22 protein-coding genes and 1 pseudogene are annotated in these 23,379 nt (G+C 63.9%); 18 read left to right on the top strand and 5 right to left on the bottom strand.

The features are described from left to right. Positions 1 to 5 precede the first annotated feature (5 nt). From U5A82_RS21165 to U5A82_RS21155, 3 genes are all read left to right on the top strand, one after another. Positions 6 to 203: a hypothetical protein gene (locus U5A82_RS21165; RefSeq protein WP_326292815.1), complete on the top strand. Its 198-nt coding sequence runs from the start codon at positions 6 to 8 to the stop codon at positions 201 to 203. Between the two features lie 136 nt (positions 204 to 339). Continuing rightward, positions 340 to 1,692: a cystathionine gamma-synthase family protein gene (locus tag U5A82_RS21160; RefSeq protein ID WP_326292814.1), complete on the top strand. Its 1,353-nt coding sequence runs from the start codon at positions 340 to 342 to the stop codon at positions 1,690 to 1,692. Positions 1,693 to 1,695: 3 nt separating this feature from the next. Continuing rightward, complete coding sequence (locus U5A82_RS21155; protein ID WP_326292813.1) at positions 1,696 to 2,643, top strand: 2-hydroxyacid dehydrogenase; 948 nt, start codon at positions 1,696 to 1,698, stop codon at positions 2,641 to 2,643. Positions 2,644 to 2,927: 284 nt separating this feature from the next. Here the strand turns inward: U5A82_RS21155 and U5A82_RS21150 are convergent, their stop codons facing one another. Continuing rightward, positions 2,928 to 3,662 carry a hypothetical protein gene (locus U5A82_RS21150; protein WP_326292812.1) on the bottom strand — a complete coding sequence of 245 codons (735 nt, stop codon included), beginning with the start codon at positions 3,660 to 3,662 and terminating at the stop codon, positions 2,928 to 2,930. Positions 3,663 to 3,906: 244 nt separating this feature from the next. Here U5A82_RS21150 and U5A82_RS21145 point away from each other — a divergent pair, with 244 nt between their 5' ends. The 6 genes and pseudogenes from U5A82_RS21145 to U5A82_RS21120 all read left to right on the top strand — a co-directional run bounded on the left by U5A82_RS21145 (position 3,907) and on the right by U5A82_RS21120 (position 11,463). After that, positions 3,907 to 4,353: a DUF3576 domain-containing protein gene (locus U5A82_RS21145; RefSeq protein ID WP_326292811.1), complete on the top strand. Its 447-nt coding sequence runs from the start codon at positions 3,907 to 3,909 to the stop codon at positions 4,351 to 4,353. A 94-nt stretch (positions 4,354 to 4,447) separates the two neighbouring features. Then, positions 4,448 to 7,024 (top strand): leucine--tRNA ligase, encoded by a 2,577-nt coding sequence (gene leuS / locus U5A82_RS21140; RefSeq protein WP_326292810.1) that lies wholly within the window; start codon positions 4,448 to 4,450, stop codon positions 7,022 to 7,024. A 130-nt stretch (positions 7,025 to 7,154) separates the two neighbouring features. Beyond that, a pseudogene (gene lptE, locus U5A82_RS21135) lies at positions 7,155 to 7,654 on the top strand (LPS assembly lipoprotein LptE). Further along, complete coding sequence (gene holA / locus U5A82_RS21130; protein ID WP_326292809.1) at positions 7,651 to 8,691, top strand: DNA polymerase III subunit delta; 1,041 nt, start codon at positions 7,651 to 7,653, stop codon at positions 8,689 to 8,691. Before lptE ends, holA begins: the two are co-directional and overlap by 4 nt. 31 nt (positions 8,692 to 8,722) lie before the next feature. Further along, a complete protein-coding gene (msrB, locus tag U5A82_RS21125) occupies positions 8,723 to 9,127 on the top strand; it encodes a peptide-methionine (R)-S-oxide reductase MsrB (RefSeq protein ID WP_326292808.1) in 405 nt (134 codons plus the stop codon). Between the two features lie 227 nt (positions 9,128 to 9,354). After that, on the top strand, positions 9,355 to 11,463 hold the full coding sequence (locus tag U5A82_RS21120; protein WP_326292807.1) for a transglycosylase domain-containing protein: 2,109 nt from the start codon (positions 9,355 to 9,357) through the stop codon (positions 11,461 to 11,463). Between the two features lie 42 nt (positions 11,464 to 11,505). Here U5A82_RS21120 and U5A82_RS21115 read toward each other — a convergent pair whose 3' ends face one another. Together U5A82_RS21115 and U5A82_RS21110 are read right to left on the bottom strand one after the other, a co-directional pair. Then, positions 11,506 to 11,766, bottom strand: a complete 261-nt coding sequence (locus U5A82_RS21115) for a hypothetical protein (RefSeq protein ID WP_326292806.1) — start codon at positions 11,764 to 11,766, stop codon at positions 11,506 to 11,508. 211 nt (positions 11,767 to 11,977) lie between these two features. Next, positions 11,978 to 12,952 carry an aspartyl protease family protein gene (locus tag U5A82_RS21110; RefSeq protein ID WP_442802225.1) on the bottom strand — a complete coding sequence of 325 codons (975 nt, stop codon included), beginning with the start codon at positions 12,950 to 12,952 and terminating at the stop codon, positions 11,978 to 11,980. Between the two features lie 303 nt (positions 12,953 to 13,255). On the opposite strand from U5A82_RS21110, the gene rho reads away from it, so the two are divergent. Genes rho through U5A82_RS21095 form a run of 3 tightly spaced genes read left to right on the top strand, consistent with a single transcriptional unit; the run spans position 13,256 to position 15,534 of the window. Next, entirely contained in the window at positions 13,256 to 14,512 is a 1,257-nt protein-coding gene (gene rho, locus U5A82_RS21105; protein WP_326292805.1) for a transcription termination factor Rho, read from the top strand. Between the two features lie 12 nt (positions 14,513 to 14,524). Then, positions 14,525 to 14,815, top strand: a complete 291-nt coding sequence (locus tag U5A82_RS21100) for an antibiotic biosynthesis monooxygenase family protein (protein WP_326292804.1) — start codon at positions 14,525 to 14,527, stop codon at positions 14,813 to 14,815. Further along, complete coding sequence (locus U5A82_RS21095) at positions 14,812 to 15,534, top strand: YjbE family putative metal transport protein (protein ID WP_326292803.1); 723 nt, start codon at positions 14,812 to 14,814, stop codon at positions 15,532 to 15,534. Before U5A82_RS21100 ends, U5A82_RS21095 begins: the two co-directional genes overlap by 4 nt. Before the next feature lie 205 nt (positions 15,535 to 15,739). On the opposite strand, the gene U5A82_RS21090 is transcribed toward U5A82_RS21095, so the two are convergent. Continuing rightward, a complete protein-coding gene (locus U5A82_RS21090; RefSeq protein ID WP_326292802.1) occupies positions 15,740 to 16,708 on the bottom strand; it encodes a quinone oxidoreductase family protein in 969 nt (322 codons plus the stop codon). Then, positions 16,708 to 17,400 carry a dienelactone hydrolase family protein gene (locus U5A82_RS21085; RefSeq protein WP_326292801.1) on the bottom strand — a complete coding sequence of 231 codons (693 nt, stop codon included), beginning with the start codon at positions 17,398 to 17,400 and terminating at the stop codon, positions 16,708 to 16,710. Before U5A82_RS21085 ends, U5A82_RS21090 begins: the two co-directional genes overlap by 1 nt. Before the next feature lie 152 nt (positions 17,401 to 17,552). Here U5A82_RS21085 and U5A82_RS21080 point away from each other — a divergent pair, with 152 nt between their 5' ends. From U5A82_RS21080 to U5A82_RS21055, 6 genes are read left to right on the top strand one after another with little or no spacing between them, the layout of a single operon-like run. Next, positions 17,553 to 17,804, top strand: coding sequence for a DUF6489 family protein (locus U5A82_RS21080; RefSeq protein WP_326292800.1), 252 nt, complete (start codon positions 17,553 to 17,555; stop codon positions 17,802 to 17,804). 5 nt (positions 17,805 to 17,809) lie between these two features. After that, on the top strand, positions 17,810 to 19,102 hold the full coding sequence (gene mnmE / locus U5A82_RS21075; RefSeq protein ID WP_326292799.1) for a tRNA uridine-5-carboxymethylaminomethyl(34) synthesis GTPase MnmE: 1,293 nt from the start codon (positions 17,810 to 17,812) through the stop codon (positions 19,100 to 19,102). 59 nt (positions 19,103 to 19,161) lie between these two features. After that, positions 19,162 to 21,012 carry a tRNA uridine-5-carboxymethylaminomethyl(34) synthesis enzyme MnmG gene (gene mnmG / locus U5A82_RS21070; RefSeq protein ID WP_326292798.1) on the top strand — a complete coding sequence of 617 codons (1,851 nt, stop codon included), beginning with the start codon at positions 19,162 to 19,164 and terminating at the stop codon, positions 21,010 to 21,012. Next, positions 21,009 to 21,653, top strand: a complete 645-nt coding sequence (rsmG, locus tag U5A82_RS21065; RefSeq protein ID WP_326292797.1) for a 16S rRNA (guanine(527)-N(7))-methyltransferase RsmG — start codon at positions 21,009 to 21,011, stop codon at positions 21,651 to 21,653. The genes mnmG and rsmG overlap by 4 nt, the downstream gene beginning before the upstream one ends. Continuing rightward, on the top strand, positions 21,650 to 22,432 hold the full coding sequence (locus U5A82_RS21060; protein ID WP_326292796.1) for a ParA family protein: 783 nt from the start codon (positions 21,650 to 21,652) through the stop codon (positions 22,430 to 22,432). Before rsmG ends, U5A82_RS21060 begins: the two co-directional genes overlap by 4 nt. After that, positions 22,429 to 23,370 (top strand): ParB/RepB/Spo0J family partition protein, encoded by a 942-nt coding sequence (locus U5A82_RS21055; protein ID WP_326292795.1) that lies wholly within the window; start codon positions 22,429 to 22,431, stop codon positions 23,368 to 23,370. Before U5A82_RS21060 ends, U5A82_RS21055 begins: the two co-directional genes overlap by 4 nt. Positions 23,371 to 23,379 lie beyond the last annotated feature (9 nt).

The following is a 23,379-nucleotide window of genomic DNA, read 5'->3' as shown; positions in this document are numbered from 1 at the left end:
GGCCCATGACCGAGACTCACAGCCCAGCACCCACGCCGGATGTCCTGTTCGATATCTGGTTCATGCCTGCGGTCTTCTGGACGCAATGGTGGGGTTTCTATGCGCAGACGCTGAATGTCGCGCGGATTTGCCCGACGCATCCCGTGCCCACGCCTGACAAAGCCCCCGTTGATGTCGAAGTGGAGGAGGGGCTGGTCGCCTGATCCGGTGGCGAGCACGGAATAATCATATAGCGCCAAGAAATAATCTTACCCAGCCTCTGGCCCTTGGGTCCCACCCTGCATAGACTCCTGTTCATGACAGCGACGCAGCAGATGCCGCTACAGCAGGAGATATGATATGACCGGCGACACCCCGCCCGATCTTTCGCCCGATCTTTCGGAAGCCGACCTCACCGGCGTGGAAGCCCCGCGCAACCGCCGCCGCCCCAAGGCCCCGATCATGGAAATCGACGGCCGCAAATTGAAGCCCGCCACCTTGATGATGGGTCATGGCTATGACCCGACCCTATCGGAAGGGTCGCTCAAGCCGCCCATCTTCCTGACCTCCACTTTCGCTTTCGAAAGCGCGGCCGCAGGCAAGCGCCATTTTGAAGGCGTCACCGGCATCCGCCCTGGCGGGTCGGAAGGTCTGGTCTATTCCCGCTTCAACGGTCCCAATCAGGAGATTTGCGAGGATCGCCTGTCGGTCTGGGAAGAGGCGGAGGACGCGCTCCTCTTTTCCAGCGGCATGTCGGCGATCGCGACGACCTTGCTGGCGCTGGTCCAGCCCGGCGATGTCATCGTGCATAGCGCGCCGCTTTACGCTGCGACCGAATCGTTGATCGGACGCATATTGGGCAAGTTCGGGGTGCAATGGCTCGATTTCCCTGCGGGCGCGACCGAAGACGAGATTGGCGCGGTGATCGAAAAGGCCAAGGGATTGGGCCGTGTCGCCCTGCTCTATCTGGAAAGCCCGGCCAATCCTACCAACGTGCTGGTCGATGTGGAGGCCGTGGTCGCGCAGCGCGACTTGCGGTTCGCGGGCGACGCCCATGTGCCCCCGGTCGCGATCGACAACACGTTTCTGGGGCCATTGTGGCTCAAGCCCCTGGCCCATGGCGCCGACCTCGTGATCTACAGCCTGACCAAATATGCTGGCGGCCATAGCGATCTGGTCGCGGGCGGGGTGCTGGGCACCAACGCGCTGATCAACAGCATCCGCCTGATGCGCAACACGATCGGCACCATCCTTGACCCGCATAGCGCCTGGATGCTGCTGCGCAGCCTGGAGACGCTGGAATTGCGGATGAGCCGGGCGGGAGAGAATGCGCAGAAGGTCTGCACCTGGCTGAAGGACCAGCCGCAGGTGGAGAAGATCGTCTATCTGGGCTTTCCTGAAACCGAGAGGCAGGCCGACATCTATCGCCGCCATTGCACCGGCGCGGGATCGACCTTCTCGCTTTACCTGAGAGGCGGCGAAGCGGAAGCCTTCGCTTTTCTCGATGCGCTCAAAATCGCCAAGCTGGCCGTCAGTCTGGGCGGCACCGAGACGTTGGCCAGCCATCCCGCCGCAATGACCCACCTGTCCGTTCCCGCGGAGCGAAAGCAGGCACTGGGCATCGGCGACAATATGGTGCGCATCTCGATCGGCTGTGAGGATGCGGACGATCTGATCGCCGACTTCGCTCAGGCCTTGCGGCAGGTCGGTTGAGCCATGGGCCGTCCTTTGCTGTTGGTGGGCCAGCCCTTGCTGGCGCCGCTATTGCCGCTGTTGCGTGCGGATCATGACGTCATCGCCCTATGGGAGGAGCCTGCGGCCGATCGGTTGGGCGACGTCGATGCGCTGGTGTGGGCCGGGGAGTTTCCGCTGGGGCGCGACCTTCTGGATGCGATGCCAAGGCTGCGCCTCATCGCCTGCTTCACCGTGGGTTATGACGGCGTCGACCTCGACCTCGCGCGGCAACGCGGCATAGCCGTCTGCCATGCCGGCAATGCCAATGCGGAGGATGTCGCCGACCATGCCATCGGCCTGATGCTGGCCCACCGCCGCTGGATCGTGGGGGGCGATCGCCAGTTACGGGCCGGTGGCTGGACGATGGAGGCCAAAACGCGCACCCGGTCCATGGGCGGGGCGCGGTTGGGCATCGTCGGCATGGGTGCGATCGGCCTGGCGGTGGCGGTGCGCGCGCAGGCGATGAGGATGGCGATCGGCTGGTGGGGGCCACGACCCAAGCCGTCCCTTCCGTGGGTGCGCGCCGATAGCCTGGAGGCGCTGGCGCGGGATAGCGACATATTGGTGGTGGCCGCGCGTGCCGACGCCAGCAACCGGGGCATGATCGATGCCCGGATCATCGACGCGCTGGGGCCGGAGGGGTTGCTGGTCAATGTCGCGCGAGGGCAATTGGTGGCGGAGGCGGCCTTGATCGAAGCGCTGAAGGGCGGGCGGCTGGGTGGCGCGGCGCTGGACGTGTTCGATCCCGAGCCGACCGATCCGAAACGCTGGGCCGATGTGCCCCATGTCGTGCTGACGCCGCATACGGGTGGCGCGACGCATGAAGCGGTGGGGCGGATGGCGGCGACGTTGAAGGCGAATCTGGCCGCGCATTTTGCCGGTGCGCCGCTGCCTTCTCCGGTGCCGGAAATCGCACACGCCACCAGATGACCATGCCGGTGCCGGGTGCGGGAAAGCTAAAGACTCTCCCGCACCCGGCCTAGGACCAATCGACATTTAGCCCTGACGGCCTGCAAATGGCTGTTTTCCGTGCTTCCGGTGCTCACGTACTTTTAGTACGCTGCGCTCCGGGTCACGAAAAACAACCATTTTCGGCTCGTCATCATCTAAATGTCGATTGGTCCTAAAACAGGCGCGACTTTGCAAACGGGGTTCGACGGGCCGATCCACGAACCGCGCATCAATTCAATCGCAGGCATGCGACCGTCAGCGAATCAGAATTTGAAGATGGTGCCCAAATAGACGGCCTGGCTATCCCGACGGTCGTCCGTCATAGGCGTCAGGCGACCGGCCACGCTATTATTATAGCGTATGCCAGCGGTCACGTTCAGATTACGCGTCAGCGAATAGGAACTGGCCAGATCCAGCGAATAATCCCTGTCCGCCGTCGGGTTGCGCTCCGTCGAAGCTGGGCCAGCGTCGCGACGGTTTTCCAGCAGGACCTTGGTGCTGAAACGGTCCTTCTTGCCGTCGTTCAGCGAGAAATTCTTCGCATCGACCATCGTTTCGACCGAAACCGGGTCGAGCGCCTTGCGGCCCACCGCATCGGGCAGGGCGAACTTGCGCCAGTTATGCGCGCCGCTCAGGCTGAAAGCCATCGGCTTGATATCGATCGTATCGACCGCGCCATCGGGCACCGCATGATCGCCGCCCGCCGCGCGCACCATCACGGTGACGGAGCGCCGACCGCTCAGCGAACCGCTGGTCGGGGTGAAGCGGAAACCACGCTGACCTGCCGATGCTGCGATCTTCGCATAGGCGGCGGCAAGGCGCGGGTCTTTGATGGTCGGCGTGAAGGAGGAGATGCTGCCCAGTGCGCCAAGCGACACGGGCGCTTCAGCGCGCAGGCGAACAAGGTCGGTCGCCGCGCCGAACGCGGGAGACAGCATGAAGCCAGCGACGGCCAGCGCCGCGCCCGTTCCTGCCAAAATGCCCCTGTTCACACGCATGACCCGATTCTTTTCCCCGCCGTTATATATTGCATAACGCTTTACACCCGCAAAGCCGCCATTGGCTAGGGGCACAACGCCTTTTTGTCGGAGCTGTTGCATGGAATACACATAAGGCGATGCGAAAGAAGTGAGCGTTACCAAAGCAGCCTGACACGGCTTTGCATCGCGGCCCTTGCCCCAGCCCGCACGACCACTATAGAAGCGGGCAGTTTTTCGTCTTTTTCAAGCTAGGACATGCCTGATGGTCCGCCGCCTTCCCACCACTGCAACCGCCGGCCTGCTGCTGGCCGCGCTCCTACCGCTTGCCGCCTGCGGCGGCGGCGCCAAGGACCGGCCCAAGGCCGACCTGGCCGCGTCGAAGGTCACGACGATCGGCGTCAACGCCTATCTGTGGCGCGCCTCGCTGGACACATTGTCCTTCATGCCGATGGTGCAGACCGATTCGAACGGCGGCGTAATCGTCACCGACTGGTACGCCAATCCGAACACGCCGGGTGAGCGGATGAAGCTGACCGTGACGATCCTGGACCAGGATCTGCGCGCCGACGCGCTGCGTGTCGCCGCCAGCCGCCAGGTCAACCAGGGTGGCCAGTGGGTCGATGCGCCTGTAGCCGCCGCCACCGTGCAGAAGCTGGAGGAAGTGATCCTGACCAAGGCGCGCGACCTGCGCCGCACGGCGATCGGCTGATCCAACCCTTTCGGGCGTGACCGGCGCCCTGTTTCAAACCCTCCGGGCTGGGCTTTTTCAAGGTCCAGCCCGATCGCATTTGTAAGGACATGAGATGCAAAGGCGCTTCAACCCGCTGGAGGCCGACGCCCGCTGGCAGGCGACATGGGACAGCCAGCAGAGCTTCAAGGCCGACGACGCGTCGACCAAGCCGCGCAGCTATGTGCTGGAGATGTTTCCCTATCCGTCGGGCCGCATCCATATCGGCCATGTCCGCAACTATTCGATGGGCGACGTACTGGCGCGATTCCGCCGGATGACGGGGCATGAAGTGCTGCATCCGATGGGCTGGGACGCCTTTGGCATGCCGGCCGAAAATGCGGCGATGGAAAAGAAGGTGCATCCGGGCAACTGGACGCGCGAGAATATCGCCAACATGCGCGCGCAGTTGAAGAAGCTGGGCTTTGCCATCGACTGGAGCCGCGAACTCGCCACCTGCGAGCCGGACTATTATGGGCATGAACAGGCGCTGTTCCTGGATATGCTGGAAGCGGGCCTGGTCTATCGCAAGGAGTCGGCGGTCAATTGGGACCCGGTCGACATGACCGTGCTGGCGAACGAGCAGGTGATCGACGGGCGCGGCTGGCGGTCGGGCGCGCTGGTCGAGAAGCGCAAGCTCAGCCAGTGGTTCCTCAAGATCACCCAGTTCGCGGACGATCTCGTGGCGGGCCTGGCTACGCTGGACCAGTGGCCCGACAAGGTGAAGCTGATGCAGGAAAACTGGATCGGCAAGTCGGTCGGCCTGCAATTCAAGTTCGAAATGACGACCCCGCTTTTTGTCCTTGACGATCAGCAGCCCGATCGCTCGAACAACATGAGCGAGCCAGGGTATATTGAGGTATATTCGACGCGCCCTGACACAATTTTTGGCGCCAGCTTCGTAGCAATTGCTGCTGATCATCCCCTGGCTCAGCTTGTTGCTGCAGACAGTAACGATGCAGCGGCTTTTATTGTAAAGTGCAAGGAAGGCGGCACCACCGCCGCCGAACTGGAAACAGCCGAAAAGCTGGGATTCGACACCGGCCTGACGGTCGCGCATCCGTTCGACCCCGACTGGCAGCTGCCCGTCTTCATCGCCAATTTCGTGCTCATGGACTATGGCACCGGCGCGGTCATGGGCGTGCCTGCGCATGACCAGCGCGACCTGGACTTCGCGCGCAAATATATGTTGCCGGTCGAGCGCGTCGTCGCGCTGGAAGGGGAGGCCGACACGCCGATCCACGACGAAGCCTATACCGGCCCCGGCCATCTGGTGAACTCCCGCTTTCTGGATGGGATGAGCGTAGAAGCCGCCAAGGCCGCCGTCATCGCCCGCGCCGAATTGGAAGGCTGGGGCGCGGGCAAGACCGTGTTCCGCCTGCGCGACTGGGGCGTGTCGCGCCAGCGTTACTGGGGCACGCCGATCCCGGTGATCCATTGCGAAAGCTGCGGCCCGGTGGGCGTGCCCAAGGAGCAGTTGCCGGTCGTGCTGCCCGAAGACGTCAGCTTCGACATTCCCGGCAATCCGCTGGACCGCCACCCGACCTGGAAGCATGTGGACTGCCCAAGCTGCGGCCAGCCTGCCGTGCGCGAAACCGATACGCTCGATACCTTCGCCGATTCGAGCTGGTATTTCATCCGCTTCGCCAGCCAGCCCAAGGACAAGCCGTTCGATCGCGCCACGGTCGAACAATGGTTGCCGGTCGGCCAGTATATCGGCGGCGTGGAACATGCGATCCTGCATCTTCTCTACGCCCGTTTCTGGACCCGCGCGCTCCAGCATATGGGGCAGCTGGGTTTTGCCGAACCGTTTACCGGCCTGTTCACGCAGGGGATGGTGACGCATGAAACCTATAGCCGGGAGCAGGGCGAAGGGATGCCCCCCGTCTATTTCGCGCCCGGTGAGATCGCGCGTACGTCGGAAGGCGCGACGCTGATCGCCGACGCTGCACCGGTCGAGGTCGGCCGGGTCATCAAAATGTCCAAGTCCAAGAAGAATGTCGTCGATCCCGACGATATCATCGCCCAATATGGCGCGGATGCGGTGCGCTGGTTCATGCTGTCGGACAGCCCGCCCGAACGCGACCTGCCCTGGACCGAAGCCGGGATCGAAGGATCGTGGCGTTTCGTCAACCGCGTCTGGCGGCTGTTCGGGGAGGCGGATGCCAGCGCTGAGGGGCAGGACAAGGCTTTGGACCGCAAGCTGCACCAGACCGTCGACGGCGTGGCGAAGGATATCGAGGCGCTGGGCTTCAACAAGGCCGTCGCCAAGATCTACGAACTCACCAATGCGATCGAGAAGGCCAAGCCATCCGCATCGCGCACCGCCGCGATTCGTGCGCTGGCGCTGCTGGTCGCGCCGATGACCCCGCATCTGGCCGAGGAAGGCTGGGCGGAGATGGGCGGAGAGGGCCTGATCGCCGACGCGGCCTGGCCTGCAGTGGACCCGGCGCTGCTGGTCGATGATGAGGTCACCATCGCCTGCCAGGTGATGGGCAAGCTGCGCGACACCATCACCGTGCCCAAGGGAACGCCGAAGGACGAACTGGAAAAACTGGCCCTGGCCGCGCCCAATGTGATCCGCATCCTGGACGGCGCGACGCCCAAGAAGGTGATCGTGGTGCCGGACCGGCTGGTGAATCTGGTGATTTAACCCTCGAACGTGCTCCCGCGCAGGCGGGAGCCCAGTCCTGGCCTTGTGTCTTGATGATACAATGGGACTGGGCTCCTGCCTGCGCAGGAGCACGGTTCAATTTGGCTCCGACAGTGCTAAGGGAAGATATATGAAGCGCATCCTCCCCCTGTTCGCCATCCCGCTGCTCCTCACCGCATGTGGCCTGCGCCCCGTCTATGGCGGGGGGCGCATGGCGTGGTGGCGCAGGGGTTGGGCAATGTCACGGTCGAGCCGATCGAGGGCAAGGGCGGCTGGCTGATGCGCAATGCGCTGAACGACCGGTTGTCGGCCATGAGCCAGGGCAGCGGCCCGCGTTACAAGCTGGTGGTGAAGCTGGACGACAATATCAGCGGTTTCGGTCTGCGCGCCGACGCCGCCATCACCCGCGAGCGCCGTACGCTGCGCGCCCGCTATCAGCTGGTGGATGAAACGACCGGCGCGCAGTTGCTGGACGACACGGCCGGATCGGACGCCGGCATCGACGTGACGTCCAGCGAATATGCGACGATCGCGGCCGAGGATACGGCGCTGGAACGGCTGTCGCAAACGGTGGCGGACCAGATCGTCACGCGCCTGGCGCTCTTTTCGCGCAAGGCTGCCAATCCTTGAAGGCCAATCGCGGCCAGATCGAACGCGCGCTCGACGCGCCGGGTCAGGGGGCTGCGGCCGACATACAATTCTTCCTGCTCTACGGTCCCGATGAAGCGGGCAGCCAGTCGCTGGCCAAGCGGCTGGAGCGCGCCATGGGGCCGGGCGCGGAGCGGGTGGACCTGGACGGGCCGACCCTGCGCGACGATCCCGCCCGCCTGACCGACGAAGCCGCCGCCTTCTCCATGTTCGGGGACAAGCGCTGGGTCCGCATCAGCGGCATGGGCGAGGAATCGGTGCCCGCTTTGACCGCGCTTCTCGAAGCCGAAGCGGTTGGGAACCCGGTGATCGCGGTCGCCGGGGCGCTCAAAGCCACGTCGAAGCTGGTCAAGCTGGCGCTGGATCACAAAGCGGCGATGGCCTGCATATCCTACCAGCCCGATGCGCGCGAATCGGAACAGATCGCTGTCGGCATCGCGCGCGACGGCGGGTTGCGGCTGTCGTCCGACCTGGCCCGGCGGATCGTGGCGCTGGCCAATGGCGACCGGGCGCTGATGACAGGTGAGATCGAGAAGCTGATTCTCTATCTCGACGCCGCGCCCGACCGGCCAAGCGAAGCGACGGCGGAGGCGCTGGACGCCCTGTCCGCCGACAATCCCGATACGGAGGTCGGCCCGCTGGTCAACGCCGTGCTGGGCGGCGACCTGAAAACCATGCACCGCGAACTGACCAGTCTTGGCGAAACCGGCACCGCCATGGCGTCCGTTATTCGACCGCTGCTCAACCGCGCCATGCTGATCGCCCATATCCGCATCGATTTCGACGCCAGCGGGCGGCTGGAAGGCGCGGTGGAGGCGGCAGGCAAGGCGGTTTTCTGGAAGGAAAAGGGTCTGGTGTCGCGCCAGGTGAAGCTGTGGGACGCGCCCGGCATCGCACGCGTGCTCCAGCGGCTGCTGGAGGCGGAACGCGCCACCCGGTCGGGCCGGGGGACGGGCGATCTGATGGTCCGCCACGAACTGTTGACGATCGCGCGGCAGGCGGCGCGGGAGCGGGCTTGAAGCCCCGGGCGGACAGAACCATATAGACGCGATGGACAAGCTGACCCTGAGCGAAGCCGAATGGCGCGACCGCCTTTCCCCCGAACAATATCATGTGCTGCGCGAAGCGGGCACGGAACGCGCCTTTACCGGCAAATATAATGGCAACAAAGCGGACGGCGTCTATTTTTGCGCCGGTTGCGGCGCCGAACTGTTCGACGCGGAAGAAAAATATGACAGCGGATCGGGCTGGCCCAGCTTCACCGCGCCGGTCGATATCGACGCGGTCGAGGAAATTCGCGACGCCAGCCATGGCATGATCCGCACCGAAGTCCGTTGCGCCGCGTGCGAAGGCCATCTGGGCCATGTCTTCCCGGACGGCCCGGGCGTCAACGGCCTGCGTTATTGCATGAACAGCGCCAGCCTGGACTTCAAGCCGCGCGACGAGACGGAATAGCGCGGCCTCACCATGCCCCGTTCGGGCTGAGCCTGTCGAAGCCTCTTTCTTTATAGAAGCTTCAACAGGATCAGGGCGAAAACGTGGGTGGCGTTGTAGGACATGCTTGCCCATTCATCCCCGGTAAAGCGCCCATGCGCATGGAGGCCGCGACGGTCTTTTTCCGCGCCGGACGCATGATTTGCGCTGGCAGGGGCCGGGATTAGCGCGTATCCGGGGCGGCACAGATGGCAGGATCAGGCAAGAGCAAGGGCGCGCCGCGTGGCCGCGCGAAAACATGGGCGCTGCGCGGGCTGAAGATCGGCCTGGCGGCAGCGGTGGCCGGGCTGCTGGCCGTCGTCGTCGCGGTGGTGATCGCGATGCAATCCCTGCCCGACTATGACAGCCTGAAATCATCCCCCAACGGCCAAATGATCCGCGTCCACGCCGCCGATGGCAGCGTGATCGTGTCCCTGGGGCCGAGTTTCGGCCAATGGCTGCGCTTCGATCAGATTCCGCAGGTCATGGTCGACGCGATGGTGTCGACCGAGGACCGGCGCTTCTACCTGCACCCCGGCGTCGATCCGATCGGCATGGCGCGCGCTGCCTGGGTCGCGGTGGAGCGGCGCGGGTCGGGCCGCCGCTGGCAGGGCGCATCGACCATCACCCAGCAGGTGACGCGCAACATCTTCCTGAACAACAGCTATAGTTTCGGGCGCAAGATCCGCGAAATGGTGCTGGCGCTGGCGCTGGAACGCAAATTTACCAAGCGGCAGATCCTGGAACTCTACCTCAACAAGGTCTATTTCGGCGGCGGCGCCTATGGCATCGACGCGGCCAGCCGCAAATTTTTCGGCCACCCCGCCACCCGCCTGAGCCTGCCCGAAGCTGCGATCGTCGCTGGCCTGGTCAAGGCCCCATCCAGCTATTCCCCCACGGCGGACGCGGATGCCGCGATCGGCCGGGCCGGCGTCGTGCTGGACCTGATGCAGGCGAATGAGGCGATTTCCGCGTCGCAGCGCGCCGAGGTCGATCTGGCCAGCGTCAAGATGGCGCCAGAGCCGCCGCAGAACAGCGTGCGCTATTTCACCGACTGGGCGCTGCCCCAGCTCGACCTGCTGATCGACGAACCGAACGAACCGCTGGAAGTCTATACCACGATCGATTTGGGCATGCAGAACGCCGCGACCGCCGCGATCAAGGCCAATGTGCCGTCCGGCACGCAGGGCGCGATGGTCAGCCTGGATCGCGACGGCGCCGTGCGGGCGATGGTCGGCGGCCTGGATTATGTCACGTCCAACTATAATCGCGCCACTACCGCGACGCGCCAGCCCGGATCGGCATGGAAGATCTTCGTCTATATGGCCGCGCTGGAGGCTGGCTATACGCCCGACACCGGCGTCACCGATGAACCGGTGACGATCAACGGCTGGTCCCCCCGCAACAGCAGCGGGCGGTTTTCGGGCGACATCGATATCCGCACCGGCTTTGCCTATTCGATCAATACGGTCGCGGCGAAACTGGGTGTGGAGGTCGGCTTCCCGACCGTCGCCGACATGGCGCGCCGCTTTGGCATCACCACGCCGGTCAATACCCATCCGTCCATGGTGCTGGGGACGTCGGACGTGCGGCTGATCGACATGACCCGCGCCGCGGCTTCGATCGCGCGCAAGGGCATTGCGGTGACGCCTTACGGCATCACCAAGGTGACGACCGCCGACGATCGCCTGCTCTACAGCCATCAGGACGATGCCAGCCGCGTGCTGGTCGCCCCATGGGTCGCGGCGGGCATGACGGACCTGATGCAGACGGCAGTCAGCACCGGCACCGGCAAGGCAGCGCAGATCGGTCGCCCAGTGGCGGGCAAGACCGGCACGACGACCAGCAACAAGGATGGCTATTTCCTCGGTTTTTCCAGCGGCATCACCACCGGCGTCTGGATGGGCCGCGACGACGCCAAGGCGGTTGGCGGGCTGCAAGGCGGCCGTGCGCCTGCCCGGGCCTTTGCCGATTATATGAAGGTGGCCGTCGCCAAGCGCCCGGTCGAGCAGTTCGAAACCCAGGTGACGCTGCCCGAATGGCAGTTGGAGCCGGATGATGAGGCCTATTATGGCAGCCCCGATAACGGCATGGGCGGCATGATGGTCGATGAAAATGGCCTGCCGATCGAACGCCAGCGCCCCGAAGCCCGTGACAGGCAGGATGACGATCCGCAGATGGAGGTCGATCCGGAGGATCGCCCCCAGCAGGACCGACCGCAGCCCCCGCGTATCGACCAGCAGTGGATCGATAATGTGCTGGGTCGCGACCGTCAGCGGCAACAGCCCCCGACGACCCGGCCTACGCCCAATCCCTGACCGATCCGATCGGATCGACAGGGAGGGGCATGGCGGACGGCCTCAACGGCGCGCGATCTGGACGCGGGTCTTATGCTCGATGGTCAGGCCGTTGAGCGCCCATTCATTCTTCGAACGGCAATCCGCCGCAGGAACTTTCGAGCCGGTGACCGTTTCGCGGAAGCAATAGCGGTCGGTCTTCGGGTTGTAGGTGACGGTGGAACTGCCGAAGCGGCCCTCTGCACGGGCGAAAGCGGGGGTCGCAGTGGCCGAAACGGCGATGGTGGCGGCAACGACAGCGGCGGTGAGAGCGATGGTCTTCATGATGTTGGTCCTTCCCTGAATGACTGTGACGATCCGTTGTGGATCATGCCGACAGCTTTGCAGGGGCCGTGCCAGTTTGAGGAAACCGCTGAAAATCAGCCATTCTCGCCGATCGCGCCTCATCTTTGTAGAAAATATTTCCAATAATGTGGTGAAAATTCCCGAATAGTAAGGGTTAGTTCAACTTGATTCTAGAATCACGCTGATGGACTCACCCCTCAGTCCCGTTTTTCGCTGCAAAGCGCAGTCCCTTCGCCGCGCTGGCATCCGGTAAAAGGAAATCGACCTTCCCGCGCCCGAAGTCGATCGCCACGCGGTCGAAGATGCGGAGTGCGCTGATGCCCAGCAGCAAGGCAGGCTTGTCGCGCATACCCAATTCCGTGAACGGGCTGGCGTCGGCAAACAATAGCGGGACGTCCTTCAAGTTTACGCGTCCCATCCGCACCGACGCAATCCGTCCAACCTGCCCAGTCAGCAATCCACCCGTTACGCTAGTCAGCGTCGCTTCCATCATCGACGGCGCGCGCTTTTTGGAGATGAGCCGGTCGCGCAGCGCCAGATTGCCGATGCTGAAATTGGTGCCGGTGTCGAGCATGATGGCGACCTTCATCCCGTTCACGTCGGAATCCAGCAGGATCAACTGTCCCCGGCGGCGGCGCGCTTCCACCACGATCGTCTCGGGATCGACCGGGGGTCGACGCGCGGCGCTATTGGCGATTTCCATCCGGCCGGTGCGGAAATTGAGCGTCACCCGCTTGGCATGCAGGCTGTCCAGGCCCAGCAACCCGGGCGCGCCCAGATCCGCGCCCTCCAGCACCGGCGCTTCGATATCGTCGATCAGGCTGCCGCCGAAGCCCAGCCGCGGCAGGGCTACCGTCCGGGCCTGCGACCGTCCGGTCATGCTGATGATGGTCACGTCCGCGCGTGGCGGTAGCGCCAACGCCTGCGCCAGTTCGCGCGCGATGACGGTGCGCTGCGATCCGGTGTCGATGATGAAGTTCCACGGCCCCTTGCCGTCGATCGAGATGGGAATAGTCACGCGTGCATCGAGCGACGGAGCCGTTTGCACGACGGCAGGCGGGATGTCGGGGTCCAGCGACGGCGCCGGATCGCCGTTGGTCGGCGCTGCATCCTGGGCGGCGAGGGGCGGGCCGACTATCGCCATTGCGATACCCAGCAGGGCCATCGACGAGACTCCCCACCAGGCCGGGCGCCGTCTCATATCCTCATCCTTCCATCTTATGCCGCTCTTTTACCATGAAAGGTCCTTGTCGCGCCAGCAGCACTGCCCGCCTCATGTGGGCGGCCAAAAAGGCGATTTTCCCCTGCCGCCATCGCTCGTCCTGCCTTGACTTCCCTGCCGTGGCATCGCTAAACGCCTAGTCATTCATCCCGTCCGACCGGAACGGGACTTGACCGGCGTCCTGCCTGGTATCCATCCTTCCTTCTTCCGGCGCATTTCACCCTCTCGCCATCGGACCGATTCGCAATGCATCTCAAGGACCTCAAGAAAACAGCGCCCGCAGACCTCGTGCAGCTGGCCGAAGAGCTGGGCGTGGAAAGCGCATCGACGCTGCGCAAGCAGGACCTGATGTTCGCGATCCTGAAGGCCGAGGCGGAGAATGGCGAGCAGATCATGGGCGAGGGCACGATCGAGGTGCTGCCCGACGGCTTCGGCTTCCTGCGCAGCCCAGAGGCGAATTTCCTGGCCGGCCCGGACGATATCTATGTCTCCCCCAATCAGGTGCGCAAGTTCGGCCTGCGCACCGGCGACACGGTGGACGGCGAGATCCGCGCGCCCAAGGATGGCGAGCGCTATTTCGCTCTCACGAAGCTGACGACCGTCAATTTCGATGATCCCGATGTCGTCCGCCATCGCGTGAACTTCGACAATCTGACGCCGCTCTATCCCGAATCGAAGCTGACGCTGGACCCCTATGATCCGACCCAGAAGGACAAGTCGGCCCGCGTCATCGATATCGTCTCGCCGCAAGGCAAGGGCCAGCGTACGCTGATCGTCGCGCCACCCCGCGTCGGCAAGACGGTGATGCTCCAGAATATCGCCAAGGCGATCACCGACAATCATCCCGAAGTCTTCCTGATCGTCCTGCTGATCGACGAGCGCCCGGAAGAGGTCACCGACATGCAGCGCAGCGTGAAGGGCGAGGTCGTCTCCTCCACCTTCGACGAACCGGCCACTCGCCACGTCCAGGTCGCCGAAATGGTGATCGAAAAGGCCAAGCGCCTGGTCGAGCACAAGAAGGATGTCGTCATCCTGCTCGATTCGATCACGCGCCTGGGCCGTGCCTACAACACCGTGGTGCCGTCCTCGGGCAAGGTGCTGACCGGCGGCGTCGACGCCAACGCGCTCCAGCGCCCCAAGCGCTTCTTCGGCGCGGCGCGTAACATCGAGGAAGGCGGCTCGCTCTCCATCATCGCCACCGCGCTGATCGACACCGGCAGCCGCATGGACGAGGTCATCTTCGAGGAGTTCAAGGGCACCGGCAACTCCGAAATCGTGCTGGACCGCAAGGTCGCGGACAAGCGCATCTTCCCGGCGCTGGACGTCGGCAAGTCCGGCACCCGCAAGGAAGAACTGCTGGTCGACAAGCCCAAGCTTTCCAAGATGTGGGTGCTGCGTCGCATCCTGATGCAGATGGGCACGATCGATGCGATGGAGTTCCTGCTGGACAAGATGAAGGACAGCAAGACCAACGAAGACTTCTTCGATTCGATGAACCAGTAAGGATAGTGCATCATGGTTGTCGAGCAGGCGTTGCTTCAGGTCCGCCCCGGACAGGATGACGCCTTTCGACAGGCCATGACCAAGGCCAAGCCGCTAATCGCCGCATCCCCCGGTTTCATCGACCTGCAAGTTCGCCCCGCGCCGGAGGAACCCGGCTGCTATCTGTTGCTTGTGCATTGGGAAACGATCGCCGATCACAGGGATGGCTTTCGGCGCTCGGATCGCTATCAGCAATGGCGTGCGCTGCTTCATGGATTTTATGATCCGATGCCGCAGGTCCGCTATTTCGGAGACCCACTTTGATCGACCTGTTGACCACCGCAGCTGCTGCCGCTCAGGGGCTGGGTTCCCCCGCCGATATCTGGCAGCATATCATCAATGATTTCAGTAATATAACATCGCCAAGCGCCCTGGCCGCCTTTGGGCAGGTGCTGATGATCGACATCCTGCTGGCGGGCGACAACGCGATCGTCGTCGGCGCGCTTGCGGCAGGGCTACCCGCAGCGCAGCGGCAGAAGGTGATCCTGATCGGCATCATCGCCGCGCTGGTGCTGCGCATCGGCTTTGCGCTGGTGGTCAGTCAGTTGATGCAGATCGTCGGCCTGATCCTGGCGGGCGGCCTGCTGCTGCTGTGGGTCAGCTTCAAGATGTGGCGCGAACTCCATCCCAAGCGGGGCGGGGAGACGCCGGGCGATACCAGCGACGACGATGTGTCGGGCCTGCGCCCGGCCAAGAGCTTCGCCGCCGCCGCCTGGGCCGTGGCCGTCGCCGACGTCAGCATGAGCCTGGACAATGTGCTGGCCGTCGCGGGCGCCGCGAAGGACCATCCCGGGATTCTCATCATCGGGCTGATCCTGTCCGTTGCGCTGATGGGCGTCGCCGCCAACATCATCGCCAAATATATCGAGCGCTTCCGCTGGATCGCCTATATCGGCCTGGCCGTCATCGTCTATGTCGCGGTCAAGATGATCTATGAAGGGTTCGTCGACAATCAGGTCGGGATATTGACGCTGTTCGGCTGATCGGCCGGACGCGCAAAAAAGGGGGCGGAACCATACAGGTTCCGCCCCCCTTTTTTGCTAAAACTCCATCCGGCTCCGAGCAAAGACAAATAGACCCACTAGCCGCTAGACCAGCTTGTTCCCGGGCAAAGGCCGGGTCTAGAGCAGTCAACCGCTGCGCCAAGACACCCTGGACCCGGCCTTCGCCGGGGCACAGCATGCCCTGTTACGGCACCAGCACGGTAGCGCCGGTCGTCTGCCGCGCCTCCAATGCGCGATGCGCCTCTGCCGCATCGCTCAGCGCGAAACGCTGGCCGATGACCGCCTTCACCACGCCGCGCTGCATCCGGTCGAACAGGCGGTCGGCGGTATGCGCCAATGTGTCGGCCGTTGCGATATAGTCGAACAGGGTCGGGCGGGTGACGTAGAGCGAACCGCCCCGGCTGAGGTCCAGCAGGCTGACTGGTGGCACCGCACCCGATGCATTGCCATAGCTGACCATCAGCCCGCGCCGTTTGAGGCTGGCGAGCGAAGCGGCCCAGCTGTCCTTGCCGACGCCGTCATAGACCACATCAACGCCCTGACCGTCCGTCAGGTCGCGCACGCGCGCCGCGAGATCGTCGAACGGACCATGCAGGCTATGGTCCGCCTCTACGCGCGCCGCCTTTTCGGCGGACCCGCAATGGGCGATGACAATCACACCCTTGTCGCGCAGCCAGGGGACGAGGACGGAGCCGACGCCGCCCGCTGCGGCATGGACCAGCGCAACCTGCCCGGCCTGCAACGCGGTCGTGTCTTCGGCCAGATAGCAGGCGGTCATGCCTTTGAGCATCATCGCCGCCGCGTCCTGCGTCGACACGCCATCGGGGATGCGCACCACGCGATCGGCGGGAACGATGCGGTGGGTCGCATAAGCGCCCAGGCCGCTCGCGCAGCCCACCACATCGCCGATCGCGAAATCCGACACGCCCGGTCCCACGGCCACGACTCGTCCCGCGCCTTCCGATCCCAAAGCTGTCGGCAGGGGCGAGGGGTAGAGACCGGTGCGATAATAGGTATCGATGAAGTTGACGCCGATCCCATCCTGCGCGATCAGCAATTCGCCTTCACCGGGTGTGCCGGGATCGAATTCCTCCCGCACGATCACGTCCGGTCCGCCATGGCTGTGGGCGACCATCCGCCATGCGCCGCTCATCAGACGAGATGCTCGGCGAAGAAATCGGCGGTACGCCCGTCCGCCAGTTCGGCTGCGGCCGGATCGCGACGGTTGCCCGTCTCTGCGGCGAAGCCATGGTCCAGCCCTTCATAATCATGCAACGTCACATGGCGATTGTCGGCCAGCCCCGCATGCATTGCCTTTTGCGCATCGGGCAGAACGAAATGGTCCGCCGTCGGCACATGCAACAGCACAGGCTTGCCGATGGCCTTCTGCTCGTCCAGCAGACCGTCGATACCGACGCCATAATAGCCGACGAAGGCGTCGCCATCCGTACGGCAGGCGGCCATGAAGGCCAGTCGTCCGCCCAGGCAGTAACCGACCAGTCCGACCTTGTCGGCCCCGGCGGCGCGCGCCGCCTTGATCGTGGCCTCGATGTCGCGGATGGCCTGATCCTGGTTGAGCTTCTGCATCAGGCCGATCGCCGTCTGGAACTCTTCCGGCACATCGGCATCCAGTTCGACATGCGGTTCCTGCCGCCAGAACAGGTCGGGCGCATAGGCGACATAACCGGCCTTGGCCCAGCTATCGCATTTGGCGCGAATGCCTTCATTGACGCCGAAAATTTCCTGAATGACGATGATCGCCGCGCTCGCCTCCTCGGGTTTCGCCACATAGGCGTCGAACTGCGCATCGCCGTCCAGCGTTGTGATAGAAGTGAAGTCGCCCATGCCGATATCCTTGCCGCTGTGAGAATGGAGCGCATATTGGCCGATCCAGACGGAGGCGCAACCGCCTGCTACGTTTAAAAATTTGCGTTGATGCGGCCAATTGCGGCATGACGGACGCAGGAATGCTGAAGGCCGAAGGGAAGGGCAGGGACATGAAGGTAACCGTCGACGTGGACTGCACCCCGGCCGAAGCCCGCGCGTTTCTGGGGCTACCCGATGTTACGCCGATCCATGACAAATATATCAAGACGATGCTCGACGGCTTCGACGGCATCGGCAATGCCGAGCAGATGGAGACGCTGTTCAAGAGCTTCTCGCCCATGGGCGACGCGGGCATGCGCCTGTTCCAGCAGATGATGAACATGGGCCTGTCGAGCATGTCCGGCGGTAGCGACAAGAAATAAGCGTCATGTTGGATAGGGAAGGCGATACGATCTTCGCTCTGTCGAGCGGGGCGCCGCCCGCCGGTATTGCGGTCATCCGGGTGAGCGGACCGGGCGCTGGCCCTTCATTGTCGACGCTGGCGGGTCGTCTCCCGCCGCCGCGTGTCGCCAGCCTTGCTTTGTTGAAAGACCCCCGCGACGGCGCGCCGCTGGATCGTGCCTTGCTGCTCTGGCTGCCCGGTCCGACGACCGTGACCGGTGAGGACATGGCGGAGTTGCATTGCCATGGCGGACGCGCCGTCATCGTAGCGGTCGAGGCGGCGCTGGCCGCCATAGCCGGACTGCGCCGCGCCGACGCAGGCGAGTTTACCCGTCGCGCCTTTGCCCATGGCCGCATGGACCTGAATGCCGTGGAGGGCCTGTCCGACCTGCTCGCCGCCGAAACCCAAGCACAGCGGCGCGCGGCGCTGCTGATGGCGGAGGGGCATTTCTCACGGCGGATCGATGGTTGGCTGGGGCAACTGCTGGACCTGTCCGCCATGGCGGAAGCCGCGCTCGATTTTTCCGACGAGGATGATGTGCCTGACGAAGCGATCGAGCATCGCATCGGCGCGGGGATCGCGGCATTAGCGTCTGATATTGCTCTGGTCTTGGCCGCACCATCAGCAGAGCGGCTTCGCGACGGCGTTCGGGTCGTGCTGGCGGGACCGCCCAACGCCGGCAAGTCTACGTTGCTAAACTCACTAGTCGGTCGGGAGGCGGCGATTGTATCCGACATTGCCGGTACGACACGCGATCGGATCGAAGTGCCCGCAGCGATCGGCGGCACCGCTTTCCTCTTCACAGACACGGCCGGTTTGCGGGACGTGGCAGGCGACGCGATCGAGGCGATCGGGATCAACCGCGCACGTGCCGCCATGGACGCGGCGGATATCATCCTGTGGCTGGGCGATGCGCAAGACATGCCCAGCGCCGACGCGCTGCTGATCGCGGCGCAGAGCGATCGCGGTGATCTCGGACGCCCAGGTCTCCATGTGTCTGCAAGGACGATGGAGGGCATGGATGCTTTGGTTTCCGCATTGCAGATGCGCGCCGCGGCATTGCTGCCGGGGGAGGGCGACTACGCTCTACACGACCGTCAGAGACAGCGAGTTGGACAGTTGCTCGCCCATCTTGAAGCTGCCAGCGCGACCGGCGACCTGCTCGTGATTTCCGAGGATTTGCGGCAGGCGCGTCGCACCATCGACGCCCTGACCGGGCAGGCCAGCACCGAGGATATGCTCGATCGACTCTTTTCGGGTTTCTGCATCGGCAAATGACACTGTTCCACGTGGAACGCTTTTGACCATATACCCTTTCATCTGATAAGGGCCACGCCATGCAAACACGCTATGATGTGATCGTGGTCGGCGGCGGCCATGCGGGCTGCGAGGCCGCAGCGGCGGCTGCCCGCAAGGGAGCGGCGGTGGCGCTACTGACCTTCGCGCGCGATACGGTGGGCGCCATGTCCTGCAACCCGGCCATTGGAGGTCTGGGCAAGGGCCACCTGGTCCGCGAGGTGGATGCGCTGGACGGGTTGATCGCACGGGCGGCCGACGACGCCGCCATTCACTATCGCATGCTCAATAGCAGCAAGGGCGCGGCGGTGCAGGGACCGCGCATTCAGGCGGACCGCAAACGCTATCGCGCTGCGATTCACGCGATGCTCGATGCGCAAAGAGGGCTGGTGATTGTCGAGGGAGAGGCGGATAGTCTGTTGATCGAGGAAAGCGCCGTCGCGGGCGTCGTTCTGGCCGACGGGCGGACCCTCGTTGCACCATCCGTCGTGCTGGCGACCGGCACCTTTCTGGGCGGCAAATTGTTTCGTGGCGATGAGCGCGAGACGGGCGGGCGGATCGGCGAACGGGCTGCCAGCGCGCTGGGCGTCCAGCTTCGCACTTTGGGCCTGCCGATCGCGCGGCTCAAGACGGGGACGCCGCCGCGCCTCGACGGGCGCACCATCGATTGGGCGCGCCTCGAAACGCAGCAGTCCGATAGCGAAGGGTGGACGATGTCGCCCTTGTCCACCAAGCGCATCCTGCCCCAACTGGCTTGCGCCATCACGCGCACCAACGATGCGACCCATGCGATCATTCGTGAGGGCCTTGGTCGGTCGCCACTATTCAGCGGTGCGATCGAAGGGCGGGGACCGCGCTATTGTCCTTCCATTGAAGACAAGGTTCTACGTTTCGGCGATCGCGACGGGCATCAGGTTTTTTTGGAGCCGGAAGGGCTGGATGATGCGCTGGTCTATCCCAATGGCATCAGCACCTCGCTGCCGACCGATGTCCAGTTGGCGATGGTGCGCTCCATGCCTGGACTGGAACAAGTCGATATCGCCGTGCCGGGCTATGCCGTCGAATATGATCATGTCGATCCGCGCGCGCTGGATTCCACGCTGGAGGTCCGCCAATTGTCCGGCCTATTCTGTGCTGGGCAGATCAATGGCACGACGGGTTATGAGGAGGCTGCCGCCCAGGGGCTGATCGCGGGCATCAACGCCGCGGCGCGGGCGCGAACCGAAGCGCCGCTGATTCTCGATCGTGCGAGCAGCTATATCGGCGTGATGATCGATGATCTGGTTTTGCAGGGCGTCACCGAACCCTATCGCATGCTGACCGCTCGTGCCGAATATCGGCTCAGGCTCCGCGCGGACAATGCGGAAACGCGGCTTAGTCCTATCGGTCTGGCACATGGCGTTGTCGGGCCGGATCGCGCCGCGCGACTTGCCGCGCGGCAGGCGGTCCGGTCGGCTGTCGAGGCCGATCTTGCCAGAATGATGACCGCCAGTGAAATGGCGCGCGCGGGCGCGGCGGTGCGTCAGGATGGGGCGCGGCGCAGCCTATTCGAATGGGCGCGCTTCCCCGAAGTCGATCGCGCACGGCTGTGCGATCTGGCAACTTCGCTTCGTGATGCCCCGGCTGATCTACGGGACGAGATTTTGGAGGACGCGCATTACGCGCCCTACCTCCAGCGGCAGGACGCCGAAATCGCCGAACTGCGCCGCAATGAGCGGGTGAGCATCCCCGCCGATTTCGACTTCCATGTCATCGGAGGATTATCCACCGAGATGATTGAACGACTGGATGCCGCGCGGCCCGATACGCTGGCAGCGGCCGGCCGTATTCGCGGGATCACGCCTGCCGCGCTTGCGGCCATTTTGGTCCATGCGCGCCGGGTTGCTGCATGACCGAAGAAGAAGCACGCGCTTGGTTGCAAGCGCAGTTCGACGTTTCACGTGAAACATGGGACAGGCTGGAGCGCTATGTCGCCATCCTCCTATCGGCCATGGACGAACAAAATCTGATCGCAGAATCGACCCGCCCGCATGTCTGGGCGCGACATATCGTCGATTCTGCGCAGCTTCTGCCGCATGCCACGGACGCCGGGGAAGGGGCATGGCTGGATCTGGGCTCAGGCGCGGGCCTGCCTGGCATTGTCCTCGCCTGCCTGTCCGATCGCCCCTTGGTGATGGCGGAATCCCGGCGCAAGAGGATCGACTTTTTGAACTTCGTGATCGCGGAACTGCGATTGGCGCATGCGAGTGTTTTTGGCGGACGGGTGGAGATGATGCCCGCGACCGCCGCTGCCGTGATCAGCGCCCGCGCTTACGCGCCTCTGCCCAAGCTGTTCGACTCCGCGCGGCACCTTTCCGATAAAAAAAGCCTCTGGGTGCTGCCGAAGGGACGAAATGCGCAAAATGAACTGGAGGCGGCGCGTGCGACATGGCAAGGTAGGTTTCACGTGGAACCGAGCGTGACCGACGCGGATAGCGCCATCATCATCGCCCACGCCGTACACCCTGTCGCCAGAAGGAAAGGCCGAGGATGATCCGTATCGCCATCGCCAATCAGAAGGGCGGCGTGGGTAAGACCACTACCGCGATCAACCTTGCGACCGGCCTGGCCGCGACCGGGCTGCGTGTTTTGCTGGTGGATCTTGATCCGCAGGGTAACGCCTCGACGGGTCTTGGAGTCGGCCATGCCGACCGCGCCCAGTCCAGCTACGATCTGCTGGTCGGCAATTGCGCGCTGGACGACACCATCATCGCCACCCGTGTGCCCAAATTGGACCTGGTGCCCGCGACGCAGGATCTGTCGGGCTGCGAGATCGAGCTGATCGAATATGAAGAGCGTACGCACAGGCTGGAGCGGGTGCTGGCTGAGGCGCAACCAGGGCGGTGGGATATCTGCCTGATCGACTGCCCGCCGTCGCTGGGGCTGTTGACGATCAACGCCATGGTCGCGGCGCAATATCTGCTTGTCCCGCTGCAATGCGAATTTTTCGCGCTGGAGGGGTTGTCGCAACTACTCCAGACCGTCGAGCGTATCCGGGGTCGGTTCAACCCCGTGCTGTCCATCATGGGGGTGGCGCTCACCATGTATGATCGTCGCAACCGCCTGACCGATCAGGTCGCGGACGATGTGCGCGCCTGTCTGGGCGATCTGGTTTTCACTACGGTCATTCCGCGCAATGTGCGATTGTCCGAAGCGCCCAGCCATGGCGTGCCTGCCCTCATCTACGATTTCCGCTGTTCGGGATCGGAAGCCTATATGCGCCTGGCGCGTGAGTTGATCGCGCGCCTGCCCCGACAGGAGGTTGCCGCTTGAGCAACGACACCACCGATAAGCCGAAGATCGTCAAGCGCCCTCATGGTTTGGGCCGGGGCCTGTCCGCGCTGCTGGGCGACGCACCGCCGCGCGAGGAAACCGCCGCACCCAGCGCGATGCCTGCCAATGGCAAAGCCGTGCAAAGCATCGAGGTTGCCCTGATCCAACCACACCCGGAACAGCCGCGTCGTCATTTCGACGAAGGCGCGTTGCAGGAATTGGCGGACAGCATCGCCAAGCGCGGCATCATCCAGCCGATCATCGTGCGGCCCCACGGCGGCGGTTTTCAGATCATCGCTGGCGAACGGCGCTGGCGCGCTGCGCAGCGCGCGCAGATGCATCGCATACCCGCCATCGTCCGCGATTTCGACGAGCAGGAAACGCTCGAAATCGCGCTGATCGAGAATATCCAACGCGAAGATCTCAACCCGATCGAAGAGGCGGAAGCCTATCGCAAACTGATCGCCGAATTCCACCATAGTCAGGAAGCGCTGGGCCGGATCGTCGGCAAATCGCGCAGCCATGTCGCCAATCTCATGCGCTTGCTCGACCTGCCCAAGACGGTGCAGCAGCAGGTCATGGAAAGCCGGATCAGCATGGGCCATGCCCGCGCCTTGATCGGGGTGCCCGATTGCGAAGCGCTGGCACGGCAGGTGGAAGATAAGGGCCTTTCGGTCCGCGATACCGAACAGCTGGTGCGTCGGGTCAAGACGGGCGCAGAGGCTCCAACGGCCAAGCCCGGTCAGGCCGCTAATGGCGCCGCCCGAGACAAGGATCCGGACATCGCGGCGCTGGAACAGCATCTGGCCGATATATTGGGATTGAAGGTCGATATCGCGCATGAGGGTGGTTCGACTGGCGGTTCCTTGTCGCTGCGTTATTCCAATCTCGATCAGCTGGATATGCTATGCCAGCGGCTGTCGGGCGAGCGCATCTGAACGCGCTCT

The sequence above is a fragment of the Sphingobium sp. CR2-8 genome (genome assembly GCF_035818615.1).
Lineage (GTDB): Bacteria > Pseudomonadota > Alphaproteobacteria > Sphingomonadales > Sphingomonadaceae > Sphingobium.
The sequence above is the reverse complement of the archived record's forward strand: the minus strand, read 5'-3'. Positions and strand labels throughout refer to the sequence as shown.

Bases quoted from the DNA above. Each gene is read 5' to 3' on its own strand.
- U5A82_RS21165 (WP_326292815.1), top strand. From the start codon at position 6: ATGACCGAGACTCACAGCCCAGCACCCACGCCGGATGTCCTGTTCGAT.
- U5A82_RS21160 (WP_326292814.1), top strand. From the start codon at position 340: ATGACCGGCGACACCCCGCCCGATCTTTCGCCCGATCTTTCGGAAGCC.
- U5A82_RS21155 (WP_326292813.1), top strand. From the start codon at position 1,696: ATGGGCCGTCCTTTGCTGTTGGTGGGCCAGCCCTTGCTGGCGCCGCTA.
- U5A82_RS21150 (WP_326292812.1), bottom strand. From the start codon at position 3,662: ATGCGTGTGAACAGGGGCATTTTGGCAGGAACGGGCGCGGCGCTGGCC.
- U5A82_RS21145 (WP_326292811.1), top strand. From the start codon at position 3,907: ATGGTCCGCCGCCTTCCCACCACTGCAACCGCCGGCCTGCTGCTGGCC.
- leuS (WP_326292810.1), top strand. From the start codon at position 4,448: ATGCAAAGGCGCTTCAACCCGCTGGAGGCCGACGCCCGCTGGCAGGCG.
- msrB (WP_326292808.1), top strand. From the start codon at position 8,723: ATGGACAAGCTGACCCTGAGCGAAGCCGAATGGCGCGACCGCCTTTCC.
- U5A82_RS21120 (WP_326292807.1), top strand. From the start codon at position 9,355: ATGGCAGGATCAGGCAAGAGCAAGGGCGCGCCGCGTGGCCGCGCGAAA.
- U5A82_RS21115 (WP_326292806.1), bottom strand. From the start codon at position 11,766: ATGAAGACCATCGCTCTCACCGCCGCTGTCGTTGCCGCCACCATCGCC.
- U5A82_RS21110 (WP_442802225.1), bottom strand. From the start codon at position 12,952: ATGGCCCTGCTGGGTATCGCAATGGCGATAGTCGGCCCGCCCCTCGCC.
- rho (WP_326292805.1), top strand. From the start codon at position 13,256: ATGCATCTCAAGGACCTCAAGAAAACAGCGCCCGCAGACCTCGTGCAG.
- U5A82_RS21100 (WP_326292804.1), top strand. From the start codon at position 14,525: ATGGTTGTCGAGCAGGCGTTGCTTCAGGTCCGCCCCGGACAGGATGAC.
- U5A82_RS21090 (WP_326292802.1), bottom strand. From the start codon at position 16,708: ATGAGCGGCGCATGGCGGATGGTCGCCCACAGCCATGGCGGACCGGAC.
- U5A82_RS21085 (WP_326292801.1), bottom strand. From the start codon at position 17,400: ATGGGCGACTTCACTTCTATCACAACGCTGGACGGCGATGCGCAGTTC.
- U5A82_RS21080 (WP_326292800.1), top strand. From the start codon at position 17,553: ATGAAGGTAACCGTCGACGTGGACTGCACCCCGGCCGAAGCCCGCGCG.
- mnmE (WP_326292799.1), top strand. From the start codon at position 17,810: ATGTTGGATAGGGAAGGCGATACGATCTTCGCTCTGTCGAGCGGGGCG.
- mnmG (WP_326292798.1), top strand. From the start codon at position 19,162: ATGCAAACACGCTATGATGTGATCGTGGTCGGCGGCGGCCATGCGGGC.
- rsmG (WP_326292797.1), top strand. From the start codon at position 21,009: ATGACCGAAGAAGAAGCACGCGCTTGGTTGCAAGCGCAGTTCGACGTT.
- U5A82_RS21060 (WP_326292796.1), top strand. From the start codon at position 21,650: ATGATCCGTATCGCCATCGCCAATCAGAAGGGCGGCGTGGGTAAGACC.